Below are 15,763 nucleotides of genomic sequence, written 5' to 3'. Positions count from 1 at the left end.
TCACGTTTCCTTGAGGGATGTGGAGAGGGTATGTCGGTGAGTTGCCACAGAGGGACCGACCGTAAGAAATGCGGCGTTCGTCGTCATGTCCGCAGCGGCTCAGACTGAGCGCGCATAGCCTGCGATCCTCTCGCGCGTGAGCGCCCGCCGCCGCTGGCTCACCGGGATCGACTCGCCGGAGACGAGGATGATGCGGTCGCCCGTGAACACGCTCACGTACTCGAGGTTCACGAGGTAGCTCTTGTGACACTGCACGAACGAGCTGGGGAGCAGCTCTCCGAGGCGCTCAAGGGTCGCGTAGGTGTCAATGCGCGTGGCAGCGTGCACGTGCAGCGCCCTGCGCTCGCTCTCCACATAGCGAATCTCCTGCGGAGACACGAGATGGACGATGTTTCCGCTGGTCAGACACAGCGGCTTGTTAACCCACTCGACGATTCTCCCGACGGCACCCACGAGCGCCTCCTTGAGACGGTCGATTCTGAGGTGGAGGAACCCCTCCTCGCCGCCTCGTCCAAGGGGGAGCTCGGCGAGCGAGATCAGCTGGACCGTCCCGCACTCGAGCAACGAATCCGGCAACGCGCGAACAGCCTCGCGTTCCGCCTCTGACGAGCAGCAGATCACGATGCCCCTCGTGAAGGCGGCGGCGCGCTCGGCGACTCTCTCCGCTTCCAGCCAGGTCTCGATGTCAAAGAGCACCGTCAGCGCCGAGCCAGGCGAGATTCTCCTCGCTCGTGGGGAGCATCCGCGCGAGACGTTCAGCTGCATTCTCGACACATGCGCCGCAACGACCGCGGCTCGCGCGGCGATGTCATCCACGACGGCGACCGAGACATACGTCTCCCGACCCATCGCATCACCCCAACTCGTACCCACTGGCTCCGGCAGCGTCGGATTCATAATGATTTGATGTTCAGGTTCGACCGGGCCAGTCGTAATAAAGTACGCGACTGCCGATACGAACGCAGTCAACCTACTGTAAAGACCGGTCGCGCTTCGGATGACGAGCTCCTACAGCCCGAGGTAGAACTCAGTCGCGCAGAGGCGCGCGTCGAGATGGGTGGCGGCCCAGACGTGGGCGGCGCCGAGAAGCACGACCGCGGTCTCGGCGTCGATCTGCACGACGAGGAGCTCGTCGAAGGTGAGGCCCAGCAGCGCGCGCAGCCAGGAGACTTCGGACCTCGAGAGCTCGCGGGCACCGGCCACCTCGCGGGCGCAGCTCGCGCAGAGGACGCCGCCGGCGGCGGCCGAGAAGTAGGAGACGTCCTGGTCGCCGCAGGCGCAGCATCCTGCGAGCTCCGGCCGCCACCCGCCGTGGGCGAGCACCTTCATGGCGTACGCCGCGACGACGAGGTCGAGATGGGCGCGGTCGGCGGCCCCCTCGCACGCGCGCAGGGCCCGCGAGCAGATCGGGTGGAGGAAGCCGTCCGGAGCATCCTCGTAGCAGGTGAGGCGGGCGACCTCCGCGACGGCGCTCGCCGCCGCGACGCGCTCGTAGTCGCCGCGCAGCGCGGCGTGGGGCTCGACGGTCTGCGCCTCGCTCACGACGTCGAGGCTTCGCCCGGCCGCGAGGAGGAAGTCCGTCTCGCAGAAGAGCTCGACGCGCGCCGCGAGGCGACCGCCCGGCTTGCGCGCGCCCTTTGCGACGGCTCTCACCTGGCTGCCGTCGGCGGCGAGCAGCGTCAGGATGAGGTCCTGCTCGGCCAGCTTGGTGCGGTCGAGCACGATCGCGCGGGTGCGATAGGTGCGGCGACCGGCCACCGCCTACTCCTCCACGGAGTAGCCGAGGCGCCGGATCTGCCGCTCGTCGCGGCGCCACGCCGGCGAGACGCGCACCGTGAGGTCGAGAAAGACCTTGCAGTTGAGCAGGCGCTCGATGTCGCGGCGGGCCTCGATGCCCACCTGCTTGATCATCTGGCCGCCGCGGCCGACGACGATGCCCTTCTGCCCCTCGCGCTCCACGAGGATCGTGGCCGTGATGGTGGCGTGTTCGTCGTCGGTGAAGTCGATGTCGTCGCAGATGACGCCCACCGAGTGCGGGAGCTCCTGGCGCAGGTGCAGGAAGAGCTTCTCGCGCACGAACTCGGCGACGAGCTCCTCGGGCGAGGCGTCCACGTCCATGTCCTCAGGAAACCACCGCGGACCCTCGGGAAGGTGCGCGGAGACGAGCTCGACGAACGCGTCCACGTTGAAGCCCTCCGTGGCCGAGACCACGAGCTCGTCGTCGAAGTCGCAGAGCGTGCGGGCCGCCTCGAGCTGGGCGGCGACCTGCTCGGGCTTGGCCACGTCCGCCTTCGTGAGCACGAGCAGCTTGTAGTCGGCGTCAGAGCGGGCCACGTGGTTGGCGACCCACTCGTCGCCGCGGCCCACGGGCTTGGTCGCATCCACGAGGAAGGCGACCACGTCTGCGTCCGCGAGCTCGCCAAGGGCGCTCTTGTTGAGCTCGGAGCCGAGGGCGTCCTTTGGCTTGTGCAGGCCCGGCGTGTCGATGATCACGAGCTGCGAGTGGTCCGTGTTCACCACGGCGCGCATGCGACGTCGCGTGGTCTGCGCGACGGGGCTCGTGATGGCGAGCTTCTCGCCCATGATGACGTTGAGCAGGGTTGACTTGCCGGCGTTGGGACGGCCCACCAAGGCGACGAAGCCGCTGGTGAAGGGAACGTTCTTCTCGGTCATACCACTCCTTGGAAGGTCACATGCGCACGATGATCGCGTTGGCGAAGACGAGGACGCCGACGATGGCGACGAGGCACGAGAGCACCCACACGGCGGCCGCCGCAATGTCCTTTGCGCGGCCCGCGAGCGGGTGGAACTCCGGCGACACGAGGTCGACGACCGTCTCGACGGCGGTGTTGAGCAGCTCGGCCATGATGACCACGCCGCAGCAGAGCAGGATTATGGCCCAGCTGAGCAGGTCGATCTGCAGGGCGAGGCCGGCGACGACCGCGCAGGCTCCGACCGCGAGCATGACCTTGATGTTGCGCTCGGTGGCGACCGCGGTGCGGAAGCCCTGGATGGCGAAGAGGAAGCTCTTGCGGAAGCCGGGGTGGTCGCTCTTTGATCCGGGTATCATGCGTCGGCCTCCTCGCGATGGCGGGTGAGCACCACGCGCGTGAGCGTTCCGTCGGTGGCGACGCGGCCGAGGACCTCCATCTCGAGGTCCTCCATCTCCTCGGCCGACGCCTCGTCGAGATGGTCGTAGCCGAGCAGGTGCAGCATGCCGTGGACGACGAGCAGGCGCTCCTCGTCGGCCGGGGTCGTGCCGAAGGAGGCGGCCTGGCGGGCCACGTAGTCGGGCGCGAGCACGATGTCGCCGAGCTCGCAGGGCTCGTCGGGCGCGAGGTCAGGGTCGTCGGGGCGCTCGCACTCGAGCGAGAGGACGTCGGTGGGCGCGTCGACGCCGCGCCACCGGGCGTTGAGCTCGCGCATGCGCGCCTCGCTCACGTAGGAGACGGAGACCATGCAGTCGCGGGCGACGCCCTCGTGCTCGAGCGCGGCCTCGCAGCACAGCTCGAGCTCCCCCTCGTCGAGCAGCGGCGTGACGCCCTCCTCGACGTCCAGGTAGCACTCAGCGGGCATCGCGGCCCTCCCCTCTCTCCGCGGCGTCGCGCTCGTAGGCGTCCACGATGCGGGCGACGAGCGCGTGCCGGACGATGTCGTTTCTGTCGAAGTCGACGAACGAGACGCCCTCCATGCCCTCGAGGACGCGACGGGCGGACTCCAGGCCGCCCTCTCCAGGCAGGTCGCGCTGGGTGGCGTCGCCCGTCACCACGAAGGTGGACGAGAAGCCCAGGCGCGTCAGGAACATCTTCATCTGCTCGGGCGTGGTGTTCTGCGCCTCGTCCAGGATGACGAAGGCGTTGTTGAAGGTGCGACCGCGCATGTAGGCGAGCGGGGCGATCTCGATGATGCCCTGCTCGATGAGCACGTTGCCCTTCTCGATGTCGGTCATGTCGAAGAGCGCGTCGTAGAGCGGGCGCACGTAGGGGTCGAGCTTCTCGGCGAGCGTGCCCGGGAGGTAGCCGAGCGACTCCCCCGCCTCCACGACGGGGCGGGCGAGCACGATGCGGCCGACCTCGTGGCGCTTGAGGGCCGCCACGGCCATGGCCATGGCGAGGTAGGTCTTGCCCGTGCCGGCCGGGCCCAGCCCGAACGTGACGGTGCTTTTGCGGATGGCGTCGACGTAGCGCTTCTGGCCCGCAGTCTTGGGTCGGATCGCGCGGCCGCGGAACGTGAGCAGGATGTCGTCGCCGGCAAGCGAGACGCGCTCCGCGCCGTGACGGACCTGGTCGATTATGACATCGACCTCACCGGTGGACGGGGTCTCGCCCGCGTCGACGAGCCGGATGAGCCGCGAGAAGACCGAGGTCACCTGGTCGACGACGTCGGCCGGGCCGGAGACGCTCACGACGTTGCCGCGCACCGAGACCATGGCGTCGAAGCCGCCCTCTATGCGCCTGAGCAGGGAGTCGGCCGGCCCCATGAGCACGGTCGGGTCAACGGAGTCGGGGATGGTGAGACGGACCTGCGTTGGCTCCATGTTCCTCCTGGGACGGGTGCTGAGTCGATGATAGCCCATCGGCGCGGGCTGCGCCGCGCCACCATCACGGTTTGGGTTTGAGCGCTGGGCTGCGGGCGACAGACTGGGATCGAAGCGAATTGTCTAGCTGCGTTTATATGATTTCGAATTGTCATCTCGGACGTCGTGCTTAGGAATTCGAACCCAAACCCGAATACGGTTTGGGTTCGAATTCCCGGACGACATGACGCATGTAATTTTAAACGACGCTGCTACCAGCCACTTTACGGATGCCTCGAGTTCCCGGCCGACGGCAGCGAACCCAAGCCGTCAAAGAGCGTCGGCTGCGGGGCTAGAGCAGCTCCGCGAGGAGCGTCGCGTCGTCGCGAACGCCGGCGAGGCGCACCGGGACGAGGCTGTCAACGGGAATCGACGCTTCGAGAAGGACGTCGAACAGGCCGCCGGACACGCCGCGCCCGGGATACTGGACGACGACGAGGTCCCTCTCGCCCACCAGGCGGCTCGCCTCCGCGAGGCGCAGCTCGTCGGCGAGCGCGCGGGCTCGGTCACCACGCTCGGCCATGACGTGCGGGTCCACCTGCCCCGCCATGGTCGCGGCGGGGGTCCCGGGGCGGCGCGAGTAGCGGAAGACGTGCATCTTCGCGAAGCGGGCCTCGCGGCAGAAGTCGAGCGAGCGCTCGAAGTCCTCGTCCGTCTCGCCCGGGAACCCGACGATGAGGTCGGTGCCGAGCGCGACGTGCGGCAGGTGCTCGCGGGCGGTCTCCACGACGCGCCGAAAGTCGGCCGTGCGATACACGCGCGCCATGCGCCTGAGCGTCTCGTCGCACCCGGACTGGAGGCAGACGTGGAGGAAGGGCGCCACGCGCTCCCCCGCCGCGGCCATGGTGCGGCAGAGCTCGGGCGTGACGTCGGGCGGCTCGATCGAAGAGAGGCGGATCCGCCCCACGTCGGTCTTCGACAGGAGCAGGTCGAGGAGCGCGGGGAGGCGCAGCTCGCGCCCGGTCGCGTCCGACGCCCGGTAGCTGCCGAGGTTGATGCCCGTGAGCACGACCTCGTGGGCGCCCCGGGCCTGCGCGGCGCGCACGGCCGAGAGGACCTGCTCGGGGGGCAGGGAGCGCCCGGCGCCGCGGGCGCGCCAGACGATGCAGTAGGTGCAGCGGTTGTCGCAGCCGTCCTGGATCTTGATGCCGGGGCGCGTGCGCCCGGTCGGCGTCGGCGTGGGCGCGCAGCCCTCCGCGGGGGCGTCGGGGCCGCCGCCGGCACCGTCGAGCCCGAGCTCGGCTAGGGCGAGGGCGGCCACGGCGGTCTTGTCGCGCTCGACGCACACGTTGGGCGCGAGCGCGGCGATCTCGTCGGCGAAGAGGTTGGCGACGCAGCCGGTGGCTATGACGAGCGGCCGGCCGGGAAGCGACGCCGCGCGGCGCACCGCCTTTCTCGTCTTGGCCTCCGCCTCTCCCGTGACCGCACAGGTGTTGACGACCACGACGCGCGCGTCTCGCTCGGCGACGAGCCTCGCGCCCGCGCGCTCGAGCTCGAGCGCCATGGCGTCGAGCTCGACCCGGTTGACGCGGCACCCGAGGTTGACGAGGGAGACGCCGTTGGCCTCGCTCACCTGCGGCCGTCCTTGAAGGGGTTCTTGGGGGCGCGCCAGCGCTCGTGCGCGAAGTGCTCTGCGGCGTTCTCGGCCGCGGCGGAGAAGCCCTCGGGCTCGAGGTCTCTCTCGGACGGGCCGTCGCCGCCGCGGACGGAGACGATGGAGGCGATGTCGTCGAGCTGGGAGGGGGTGAGGTCGCGCGGAGTCTCGATCTGGACGACGGCGACGAGGTTGCCGCGGGCGGCCATGCCGAGGCGCGGCATGCCGTGGCCCTCCACCACGACGCGCTGCCCGAACTGGCAGCCGGCGGGCACCGAGACGGTGACCTGCTCGCCCTCCAGGATGCCGTCCACGCTCACCGCGGTGCCGACGATCGCCTGCAGCGCGTCGACCGTCACGGTGCAGTAGAGGTCGTCGCCCTGACGCTCGAAGCGCTCGCTCTCGGTGACCTCGACGCTGACCACGAGGCTTCCGCAGGCGTCGCCGCGCAGCCCCGCCTCGCCCTTGCCCTCGATGGTGAGGGTCTGGCCCGAGTGGACGCCGGCGGGCACCTCGACCTCGACCTTCTCGCGAGAGGGCGTACGCCCCTGGCCCTCGCAGGTCTCGCAGGGCCGGTCGATGACCTGGCCCTGGCCGTTGCAGGCGGGGCAGGTGGCCTGGGTCTGCATCTGGCCGAAGATGGTGCGCTGGACCTCGACGACGCGGCCCGTGCCGTGGCAGCGCTCGCAGGTGTGGAGGTGACCGCCCTCGGCCGCACCCGTGCCGCCGCAGTCCTCGCAGGGGGCCAGGCGCGTGTAGGCCACGGTCTTGGTGCAGCCGGCGGCCGCCTCCTCGAGCGTGATGGTGAGACGGATGCCCATGTCACGGCCGCGCGTCCGCTGGGCGGCGCCGGAGGTGCCGCGGCCGCCCATGCCGCCGAAGAAGGAGTCGAAGATGTCGCCGAAGCCGAAGCCGCCGCCCCCGAAGATGTCGGAGACGTCGACGTAGTCGGAGCCGAAGCCGGCGGGACCGTTGGGGTCGCCGTAGCGGTCGTAATTGGCGCGCTTCTGGTCGTCGGAGAGCACGGTGTAGGCCTCGTTGACCTCCTTGAACCGCTCCTCGGCGTCGGGCGCGTCGTTCACGTCCGGGTGCAGCGTGCGGGCCTTCTTGAGAAAGGCGCGCTTGATGGTCCTTGCGTCGGCGTCACGAGGCACCTCGAGCACCTCGTAGTAGTCCCTCTTCGGTTCCACGTTCCCCTATCTCCCTGAACGAACTCTCGACCCACGGAATGGCGCCCGGGCGCGAGCGGCCGGGCGTCGAGAAAAACCTAGTAGTAGAAGCCCATCATAGGCCTCATGGTGCACGAGAACATCGCGGCGAAGAACAGCGCGATCACGAGACCGTTGGTGAGGCCGTTGAGCGTCGCCACGCCGGCGTTGCGCCACCAGCGCGGCGCGAGCCTGATCCCGTCGCGCGCCACGAGGTAGGCGCCGAACACGAACAGGATCACGAGGAACACGGCGTTGGCGGACAGCGACGAGGTGAGCAGGCCGAGCGCCAGGAACGGCAGCCCGAAGCCGATGAGGTTGAAGCCGGTCACCTGTCCGCGGCTGAGGCGCTCCTCCGGCACGCAGACCCGGCAGACGAAGTCGCCGGCGGTGGAGCCGTTTGTGCCGGCGTTGCCCATCCCGGCGACGCGGACCTCGCCGCCGTCGTGCGAGCCCGCCGGGATGTCGACGACGACCTCGCTGGCGGAGATCGTGCGGCCGGATCCCCCGCAGGCGGAGCACGGGCTCGCGACGACGCGGCCGGTGCCCTCGCACTCCGGGCAGGTCATGGCCATGACGCCGAAGAGGCCGGTGTCGACGGTGATGGAGCCGCGCCCGCCGCAGGTCGGGCAGGTGGCGGCATGGTCCGAGGCGACCGACCCCGAGCCGTGGCAGGCGTCGCAGGAGACGTAGCGCTGGTAGGTGACGCCGCGGCGGGTCCCCTTGGCGGCGGTCTCCGCGTCGACGGTGAGCTCGTAGACGACGTCCGCGCCGGCGCGCGGGCGGTACGCCCGTGAGCGGCGGCGCGAGGTCGCGGCGCCGAAGGGGCCCCAGCCGAACGGGCTTCCGCCGAAGCCGAACGGGTCGGCGTATCCCCCGGGCTGGGTGGGCGCGCCGGAGCCGGCGAAGGGGTTTCCGGAGCGCATGGCGTCGTAGCGCTGGCGCTTCTCGGGGTCGGAGAGCACGGCGTAGGCCTCCGAGACCTCCTTGAAGCGCTCCTCGGCGTCGGGCTCCTTGTTGACGTCGGGGTGGAGCTTGCGCGCCTTCTGCTGGAAGGCCTTGCGTATGTCGTCGGAGGAGGCGTCCTTCTCGACGCCCAGGATGGCGTAGTAGTCCTTGTCGTTCATCGATGCCATGTGGCGGGTCTCCCGTATGCGCGGTGCTCAGAACCCTAACAGTATAACCGCGCCCGACAGCCTCTATTCAGAAAGCGCAATCTGGCGGTAGGCGATCCCACAACGCTGAAGGATGTTCTTGGAGATGAGGTTGTCCTCGGTGCCGTCGTACTTGTCGTCGAGGTAGACGACCTCGCCGATGCCGGCCTGCACGAGGGTCTTCGCGCACTCGTGGCAGGGGAAGAGCGTGACGTAGACCGTGGCCCCGGTCATGTCCTTGAGCGAGCCGCGGTAGTTGAGGATCGCGTTGGCCTCGGCGTGGATGACGTAGTTGTGCTTGTCGTGAAGCGGGTCCTCGTCGGTGCCCCAGGGGAACTCGTCGTCGTTGAGCGCCGAGGGCGTGCCGTTGTACCCCACGCTGAGGATGCGGTGGTTGGTGTCAGCGATGCAGGCCCCGACCTGCGTGTTGGGGTCCTTGCTGCGCAGGCTGGCCGCGACGGCCACGCGCATGAAGAACTCGTCCCAGCTGATGACGTCGGTGCGCTTGCCCGGCATGACGCTCCCCTCTCCACGGCGTTTGTCCTGCTAGCATGCCGCATTTGCGCGTACGGCGCAAGAGCCGTGCGAGAGGGGCGGTTGCGCGCCTAGCAGCGGGCGGTGACGACCTCGCCGGGAGCGAGGTCCCAGAGGGCTCCGTAGAGCTCGTTGCCGAGGAGCCAGCCCTGCTCGGTGGGCGCGAGCCGGCCGTCCTTCTCGGCCAGGAGCCCGCGGGCGAGAAGGGCGTCGACGGTGTCGTCAAAGCGGGCGCCAAAGAGCTCGCGGGCACGGGCCACGAGCTCGGAACGCAGCCCCTCGACGAGCCGCGCGCCGAGCATGAGGTCCTCCGCGACGGCCTGCGCCCCGGTCAGGAACTCCAGCGAGAAGGACAGAGCGGAGAGGCGCGGGCCCTCGGCAAGCTCATGCCGCGGCGTCTCGACCGTGAGCCGGACGCGCCGGGCGTCCGACGGCGCCGCCGGGAGCTGTGGGCAGACGCTTAAAAGTCTCAGGTAACCCTCTAGGTCGAGCATGCTCGAGGCTGCGGTACCCAGACCCAGATAGGGTGAACCCGTCCAGTAGACTTTGTTGTGACGACACGCTTTACCTGGGCGTGCGTAGCTCGCAACCTCATAGCGGGAATACCCATGAGTCTCAAGTGCGGCCTGAGCCTCGGTCATTCTCTCAGCCTGTACCTCAGGGTCGTTCCATGCGCAGGGGTCGTCCGCGTAGCGACGGTCGAGCGGCGTGCCCTCCTCGATCTGCAGCGGGTAGACGCTCACGTGGCCCACGTCGAGCGCGACCGCGCACGCGAGCGAGCGCTTCCAGCTCTCCGGCGTCTGTCCCGGCGTCGCGCACATGAGGTCGATCGAGACGTCGAGGCCCGACGCCACCGCAGCCTGCACGCGTTCGCGGGCGCAGGCAGCATCGTGCAGGCGGCCGAGCTCGCAAAGCTCCCCGTCATCGAGGCTCTGCACGCCGACCGAGAGCCGTGTCGCCCCCGCCTCGCGCACGGCGAGAAGGACGGCGTCGGAGAGCGAGTCAGGGTTGGCCTCGCAGGTGAGCTCCGAGGGCCGCGCCACTGCCATGACCTTCTCGACCAGCGAGCCGAGGCACTTCTCGCCCAGAAGCGTCGGCGTGCCGCCGCCCACGTAGGCGGTCTCGCACCCCTCGAGCAGCCCGAGCGACGCGATCTCGTCAAGCTGCGCCTCGAGCGCGCGCTCGTACGCGCCCATGAGCGCATCGCCAGCGGGCGTCGCCCACGAGGCGAAGTCGCAGTACGCGCACTTGCGCGCGCAGAACGGCACGTGCAGGTAGAGGGCGCTTGTCATATGCTCTCCATCAGCTCGAGCGCCTTGTCCAGATCGACAGCGAAGCACGGCTTACCGAGTCTCTCATACTCGTCGAGATAAGCCTGGCACTCCCTTACAAGCCGACTTTGATTTGTGTCAAGTATGGCAACGAGCTTCTCGTAGTACGCATTGCCCTCAGTCCTGAATCTCCTGACGAGGCAGCGCCGAACCGGAAACATCTTTATGTAGTGGACTCCATGTCTGCACTTTGGGCGAGTGGCAGGACGGGGCGGCAGGGCAAAATACTGTTCCTTTGGTACGTTGGGCGCAATATTCGATCGCAGGGGAACAGCAAAGTCGTGTCGCTTGACCCGAAACCTCAGTCTCACGAGAAGGACGCAGGGCCTGCCATGCTTCTGCATGAACTCCCTGTCTCGTGACGACAGCAGGTCAACGTAATCGTCGGCGATCGATACGAGTCTCATCGTCCTCCCTATACGACAACGGGGCCCGCCAAGGCAGGCCCCGCAACACGTGGACGATATTCTACGCTTGCGCGCCCCGTCGTCCTCGGAGGCTACACGTACACGTGAGCCGAATTCTATGCCGCGACTCCCGGCACCTGCATTGTACCCGATTCGGCGAGAAGCTAGCTGCAGGCCTCGGGACAGACATGCGCGCGCACCTCGGCGGCCACGGCGAGGAACTCGTCAGCCGTCACGCAGCTCATGGCGGCGTTTCGCCAGCGGGCGGCGTCGGGCATGCCCTTGAAGTACCAGCCGGCGAGGCTGCGGGCGCGCTTGAGGTGGGCGCCCGTAGCCTCGAGCAGGCGCACGTGGCACTCGAAGGCCGCGACCTTCTCGGCGACGCTCGGCTCGTGGCCCGAGAAGACCCATGGGTTGCCGTAGGTGCCGCGCGCGACCATCACGGCCGTCGCTCCGGTCTCCGCGAGCACGCGCCTCGCGGCGTCGTGCGAAAGGATGTCGCCGGAGGCTATGACGGGGATGCCCACGGCGTCCGCGACGCGGCTCACGGCACCCCAGTCCGCCTCGCAGTGGTACATCTGCGTGGCAAAGCGACCGTGCACGGCCACCGCGGCGGCTCCGGCGTCCTCCATCGCCCGCGCGAACTCGGGCGCGACCTCCTGCCCCATGTAGCGGCCGCGACGTATCTTCACCGTCACGGGCACGTCCGGCGCGCCCGAGCGGCACGCGCGCACGATGTCCGCGGCGAGCGCGGGGTTCTCCAGCAGCGCCGACCCCTCGCCCTTCTTGGTCACCTTGGGCACGGGGCAGGCCATGTTGATGTCGATGAGCGCGAGCCTCTCGCCCAGGCGGGTCGCCACGCGCTCCGCGGACTCGCGGAAGAGCTCCGGCTTGGAGCCGAAGAGCTGCACCGCGATCTCCGGCTCCGCCGGGTCGGGGTCCACGAGCTCCCAGCTCTTCTCGCCGTAGTAGAGCCCCGCGCACGAGACCATCTCGGAGTAGGCCAGCGCGGCGCCGCCGGCGCGCGCCATGAGGCGATACGCCGCGTCGGAGACGCCCGCCATCGGCGCCATGAGCAGCCTGCCGGAAAGCTCGCCGTCCCAGGCGGGCAGCGCGGGGCAGAGCGCGGCGGCGGGAGCAAACTCGGCCAGGACCTCGGCGGCCGTCACTGGTCGTCCACCTTGAGGACGGCGAGGAACGCCTCCTGCGGCACCTCCACGGAGCCGATCTGCTTCATGCGCTTCTTGCCCTCCTTCTGCTTCTCGAGGAGCTTGCGCTTGCGCGAGATGTCGCCGCCGTAGCACTTGGCCAGCACGTCCTTGCGCACGGCCTTGACGGTGCTTCTCGCGATGATCTTGTTGCCGATCGCGCCCTGGATGGGCACCTCGAACTGCTGGCGCGGGATGATCTCCTTGAGCTTGTCGCACAGCCCGCGCGCCATCGAGTAGGCCTTGTCGCGGTGCACGATGAAGCTGAGGGCGTCCACCTCGTCGCCGGAGAGCAGGATGTCGAGCTTCACGAGGTCGCTCGCGCGGTAGTCGGAGAACTCGTAGTCCAGGCTCGCGTAGCCCTTGGTGCGGCTCTTGAGCTGGTCGAAGAAGTCGAGGATGAGCTCGGCGAGCGGGATGTCGAAGTGCATCTCGACGGACTTCTCGGAGAGGTAGACCATGTCCTGCGTGATGCCGCGGTGCTCGATGGCGAGCTGCATGACGGCGCCCGTGTACTCGGGCGGCACGATGACCTTGGCCTTGAGGTAGGGCTCCTCGATGCGCTCGATGCGCGTGACGTCGGGCAGGTCCTGCGGGCTGCGGACCTCGATCATCTCGCCGTCGGTCTTGTAGACGTGGTAGTCCACCGAGGGAGAGGTGGCGATCAGCGACAGCGCGAACTCGCGCTCCAGGCGCTCCTTGACGACCTCCATGTGGAGCAGACCCAGGAAGCCCACGCGGAAGCCGAAGCCCAGGGCCACCGAGGTCTCGGGGCTCCACGTGAGCGACGGGTCGTTCACGCGCAGCTTCTCCAGGGCGTCGCGGAGGTTCTCGTAGTCCTTGTTGTCTATGGGGAAGATGCCGGTGTAGACCATCGGCTTTGCCTCGCGGTAGCCCGGCAGCGCCTCGGCGCAGGGTCGGTCGGCCCCGGTGAGGGTGTCGCCCACGCGCACGGCCTCAGGGTTCTTGAGGCCCGTGACGACGAAGCCGACCTCGCCGACGCCCAGCTCGTCCACGAGCTGCTCGGCCGGGCGCTTGACCCCCACGCCGTCAACGAGGAAGCCCTCGCCGGCCTGCATCATCCGGAGCTGGTCGCCCTTGCGGATGCGGCCGTCGAAGACGCGCACCGTGGCCACCACGCCGCGGTACTCGTCGAAGTAGGAGTCCAGGATGAGGGCCTTGAGCGGCGCAGCGGCGTCCCCCTTAGGCGGAGAGACGAGCATGACGATGGCCTCGAGCAGGTCGTGGATGCCCTCGCCGGTCTTGCCGGAGACGCACACGGCGTCGTCGGCCGGGATGGCGAGGTCCTCCTCGATCTCCTCCTTCACGCGATCGGGCTCGGCGCTCGGCAGGTCGATCTTGTTGATCGCGGGAACGATGTCGAGGTTGGCGTTCATGGCCAGGCTGGCGTTGGAGACGGTCTGCGCCTCCACGCCCTGCGTGGCGTCCACCACGAGCACCGCGCCCTCGCAGGCGGCGAGGCTGCGGCTGACCTCGTAGGTGAAGTCGACGTGACCCGGCGTGTCGATGAGGTTGAACTGGTAGGTCTCGCCGTCGTCTGCGTCGTAGGTCACGCGCACGGCGTTGGACTTGATGGTGATGCCGCGCTCCCGCTCGATGTCCATCGTGTCCAGGAGCTGCGCCTCCATGTCGCGCTCCTCCACCGTGTGGGTGAGCTCGAGGATGCGGTCCGAGATGGTCGACTTGCCGTGGTCGATGTGCGCAACGATCGAGAAGTTGCGGATATGTGAGGTATCGGTCGTAGACATGAGGTGAATGATAGCGAAGAGCCGCGCCGCATGCTATACTCAGCAGGCTGACCTCACCGTGTCTCAAACAGAGGCCTCAGAACAGAAGCTTTTTGAAAGGAACCGCACGTGGCTAACATCAAGTCTCAGAAGAAGCGCATCATCACCGCCGAGAAGGCCCGCCAGCGCAACCGCGCCGTCCGCTCCGAGCTCAAGACGGCCGTCAAGGGCGTTCGCGCTGCCGTCGAGGCCGGCAACGCCGAGGACGCGCAGCTTGCCGCCAACAAGGCTTGCCGCCTGCTCGACAAGGCCGCTTCCAAGGGCATCATCCACAAGAACCAGGCCGCTCAGCGCAAGAGCGGCGTGCAGAAGCTCGTCAACACCATCAAGTAGCTTCCGCTGACAAAGCGCGTCAAGGGGACCCGGGGTGCTGCCCGGGTCCCTTTTTCATGCCGACGACCTTCTCGACAGCAAAGTTGACTGAGTCCCCCACTCAATGAATGACAAACTTTACCGTTCGTTTTATCTCATCCGCGTCCAAGGCACGCAAACCTTGTCACCCAGCGGACGGGCGGGGTCGCGTCATTCGTGTCATTCTCATAATCCCGTCTGATTAGTGACAGAATATGCGGCCCACCCGGACCATCCCATCCCAACGAGACGTCAATTCAGTCAATCATTTGGCGAGCGATCGCACATCGTGCGCACCTGTGCGCTTTCGTGCTGGATTGGACTGACGCACGCTTCGCATGCCGTGAGGATTGCCGTCTGAAGCCCGCAATCGACCGCTCGCGTATTTCTCCTGTCGGCGGTCGTAACAGTCCAAAGCTCTGACGTGCAGCGGAAAGTGAGCTGCAAGACAGCGAATAGTCAGCCGACAGCACCCTTCGCTACCATCTTCCGATCAACGGAAGGGGGCGACGATGCAGAGGCGCGTGACCCAGGAGATCAAAGAGCTGCTTGCTGAGGCCGAGAATAGCGGCGCATGCCTTGCGACGCGGTCGCGGCGAATACGAGAGGCGCTCGAGCGTCGCGTGGCGGACGGATCGCTCGTCTCGCCGCTTCCCCTCCTCTATGTCGATCGCGATCTGTGGCTTGGCCTCACCGAGACGCAGCGGACTCTTCATCTCATGCGCGGAATCCATACGCTTCACCCGTCATGGGTCTTCTGTGGGACGTCTGCGGCAGTCGCCCACGGCCTCAGCTTGACCGAGCGACTCCAACATCCACTAGAGGTAGCGACCTTGTCCGGAACCAGACGCTGCCACGCACGCGGCTCCGTACGACAGGTCCACGTCTCCGGCGACGAACCTGTGATTGCCTCAGGTGTCCCGGTTACCTCGGTGGAGCGTACGGTCTTCGACTGCGCGCGGCGTCTGGGATTCCGCGAAGGATTGGCAATCGCTGACTCCTCGCTTCATGTTGGCGCTACGGACCGAAGCGGGCTCATTTCCTATGTGAGGTCGATGGGCACCCGTCACAGAGGCTCGGAGATCGCCCGCCTCGCGACGTCGTTGGCCGATCCGCGGCCGGAGAACGGAATGGAGTCCATCGCCCGAGCGACCATGTTCGAGCTTGGGTTTGCCGCTCCCGAGCTCCAGGTCCCGTTCTGCGACCCGATGGACCCGCGCAAGGTCCATCGGGTGGACTTCCTGTGGGTCCTCCCAGACGGCACCCTCGTCATCGGCGAGCTCGACGGTGGCGAGAAGTACGTAAGCCCGACCATGAACGGAGGAACGCCCCTCGTCGCGATCCGCGGCGAGCGACGTCGTGAGTCGCGGCTCACCCTCGAGCGGCCGCGCATCGTCCGCTTCTCCCCCGAGGAGGTGCTCGACGTCGGCTACTTCGACCGGCTGCTGGAGACCTTCGGCGTCCCGCGCGACCATGCGCCGCTCATCAACGTACCCGAGGAGCAGCCGTTCAGCGAGACGGTGCCGGTCGAGGCCTACGGTCTGCTCTAGTGCGATATGGCGCTGGGTGACAACCTTTACGTCTCGCAAGGT

The 15,763-nt window shown here is 68.0% G+C and carries 16 protein-coding genes; 2 read left to right on the top strand and 14 right to left on the bottom strand.

The genetic code is table 11. The features are described from left to right. Window positions 1-99: 99 nt before the first annotated feature. The 14 genes from INF26_RS07105 to lepA form a co-directional block, all read right to left on the bottom strand. On the bottom strand, window positions 100-849 hold the full coding sequence (locus tag INF26_RS07105; protein WP_193530239.1) for a LytR/AlgR family response regulator transcription factor: 750 nt from the start codon (window positions 847-849) through the stop codon (window positions 100-102). A gap of 159 nt (window positions 850-1,008) precedes the next feature. After that, a complete protein-coding gene (recO, locus tag INF26_RS07100) occupies window positions 1,009-1,758 on the bottom strand; it encodes a DNA repair protein RecO (RefSeq protein ID WP_193530238.1) in 750 nt (249 codons plus the stop codon). 3 nt (window positions 1,759-1,761) lie between these two features. Beyond that, a complete protein-coding gene (era, locus tag INF26_RS07095; RefSeq protein ID WP_193530236.1) occupies window positions 1,762-2,673 on the bottom strand; it encodes a GTPase Era in 912 nt (303 codons plus the stop codon). A 16-nt stretch (window positions 2,674-2,689) separates the two neighbouring features. Beyond that, window positions 2,690-3,070, bottom strand: a complete 381-nt coding sequence (locus INF26_RS07090) for a diacylglycerol kinase family protein (protein WP_193530234.1) — start codon at window positions 3,068-3,070, stop codon at window positions 2,690-2,692. Continuing rightward, the gene (ybeY, locus tag INF26_RS07085) at window positions 3,067-3,576 is read right to left on the bottom strand and encodes an rRNA maturation RNase YbeY (RefSeq protein WP_193530232.1); all 510 of its coding nucleotides are present in this window, start codon (window positions 3,574-3,576) and stop codon (window positions 3,067-3,069) included. The genes INF26_RS07090 and ybeY overlap by 4 nt, the downstream gene beginning before the upstream one ends. Then, the gene (locus INF26_RS07080) at window positions 3,566-4,537 is read right to left on the bottom strand and encodes a PhoH family protein (RefSeq protein ID WP_193530230.1); all 972 of its coding nucleotides are present in this window, start codon (window positions 4,535-4,537) and stop codon (window positions 3,566-3,568) included. Before INF26_RS07080 ends, ybeY begins: the two co-directional genes overlap by 11 nt. A gap of 331 nt (window positions 4,538-4,868) precedes the next feature. Continuing rightward, entirely contained in the window at window positions 4,869-6,149 is a 1,281-nt protein-coding gene (locus INF26_RS07075) for a MiaB/RimO family radical SAM methylthiotransferase (RefSeq protein ID WP_193530228.1), read from the bottom strand. After that, window positions 6,146-7,360: a molecular chaperone DnaJ gene (dnaJ, locus tag INF26_RS07070; protein WP_193530226.1), complete on the bottom strand. Its 1,215-nt coding sequence runs from the start codon at window positions 7,358-7,360 to the stop codon at window positions 6,146-6,148. Before dnaJ ends, INF26_RS07075 begins: the two co-directional genes overlap by 4 nt. A 77-nt stretch (window positions 7,361-7,437) precedes the next feature. Next, a complete protein-coding gene (locus INF26_RS07065) occupies window positions 7,438-8,514 on the bottom strand; it encodes a DnaJ domain-containing protein (RefSeq protein WP_193530223.1) in 1,077 nt (358 codons plus the stop codon). Between the two features lie 63 nt (window positions 8,515-8,577). Continuing rightward, window positions 8,578-9,048, bottom strand: coding sequence for a deoxycytidylate deaminase (locus tag INF26_RS07060; protein WP_193530221.1), 471 nt, complete (start codon window positions 9,046-9,048; stop codon window positions 8,578-8,580). An 89-nt stretch (window positions 9,049-9,137) separates the two neighbouring features. Then, window positions 9,138-10,358 (bottom strand): coproporphyrinogen-III oxidase family protein, encoded by a 1,221-nt coding sequence (locus INF26_RS07055; RefSeq protein ID WP_193530219.1) that lies wholly within the window; start codon window positions 10,356-10,358, stop codon window positions 9,138-9,140. Beyond that, entirely contained in the window at window positions 10,355-10,804 is a 450-nt protein-coding gene (locus INF26_RS07050) for a hypothetical protein (RefSeq protein ID WP_193530217.1), read from the bottom strand. Before INF26_RS07050 ends, INF26_RS07055 begins: the two co-directional genes overlap by 4 nt. Before the next feature lie 164 nt (window positions 10,805-10,968). Next, window positions 10,969-11,973 carry a tRNA dihydrouridine synthase gene (locus INF26_RS07045; protein WP_332307329.1) on the bottom strand — a complete coding sequence of 335 codons (1,005 nt, stop codon included), beginning with the start codon at window positions 11,971-11,973 and terminating at the stop codon, window positions 10,969-10,971. Further along, window positions 11,970-13,781 (bottom strand): translation elongation factor 4, encoded by a 1,812-nt coding sequence (gene lepA, locus INF26_RS07040; protein WP_193530215.1) that lies wholly within the window; start codon window positions 13,779-13,781, stop codon window positions 11,970-11,972. The genes INF26_RS07045 and lepA overlap by 4 nt, the downstream gene beginning before the upstream one ends. A 108-nt stretch (window positions 13,782-13,889) precedes the next feature. On the opposite strand from lepA, the gene rpsT reads away from it, so the two are divergent. Both rpsT and INF26_RS07030 read left to right on the top strand, forming a co-directional pair. Then, window positions 13,890-14,153, top strand: a complete 264-nt coding sequence (gene rpsT, locus INF26_RS07035; RefSeq protein WP_193530213.1) for a 30S ribosomal protein S20 — start codon at window positions 13,890-13,892, stop codon at window positions 14,151-14,153. A gap of 1,148 nt (window positions 14,154-15,301) precedes the next feature. Further along, complete coding sequence (locus tag INF26_RS07030) at window positions 15,302-15,721, top strand: hypothetical protein (RefSeq protein WP_193530211.1); 420 nt, start codon at window positions 15,302-15,304, stop codon at window positions 15,719-15,721. Window positions 15,722-15,763: the final 42 nt, after the last annotated feature.

It is taken from the genome of Thermophilibacter gallinarum (genome assembly GCF_014982725.1).
Classification (GTDB): Bacteria; Actinomycetota; Coriobacteriia; order Coriobacteriales; family Atopobiaceae; genus Thermophilibacter; species Thermophilibacter gallinarum.
Note: the sequence above shows the minus strand (reverse complement) of the source record. Positions and strands in the feature narration are given on the sequence as shown.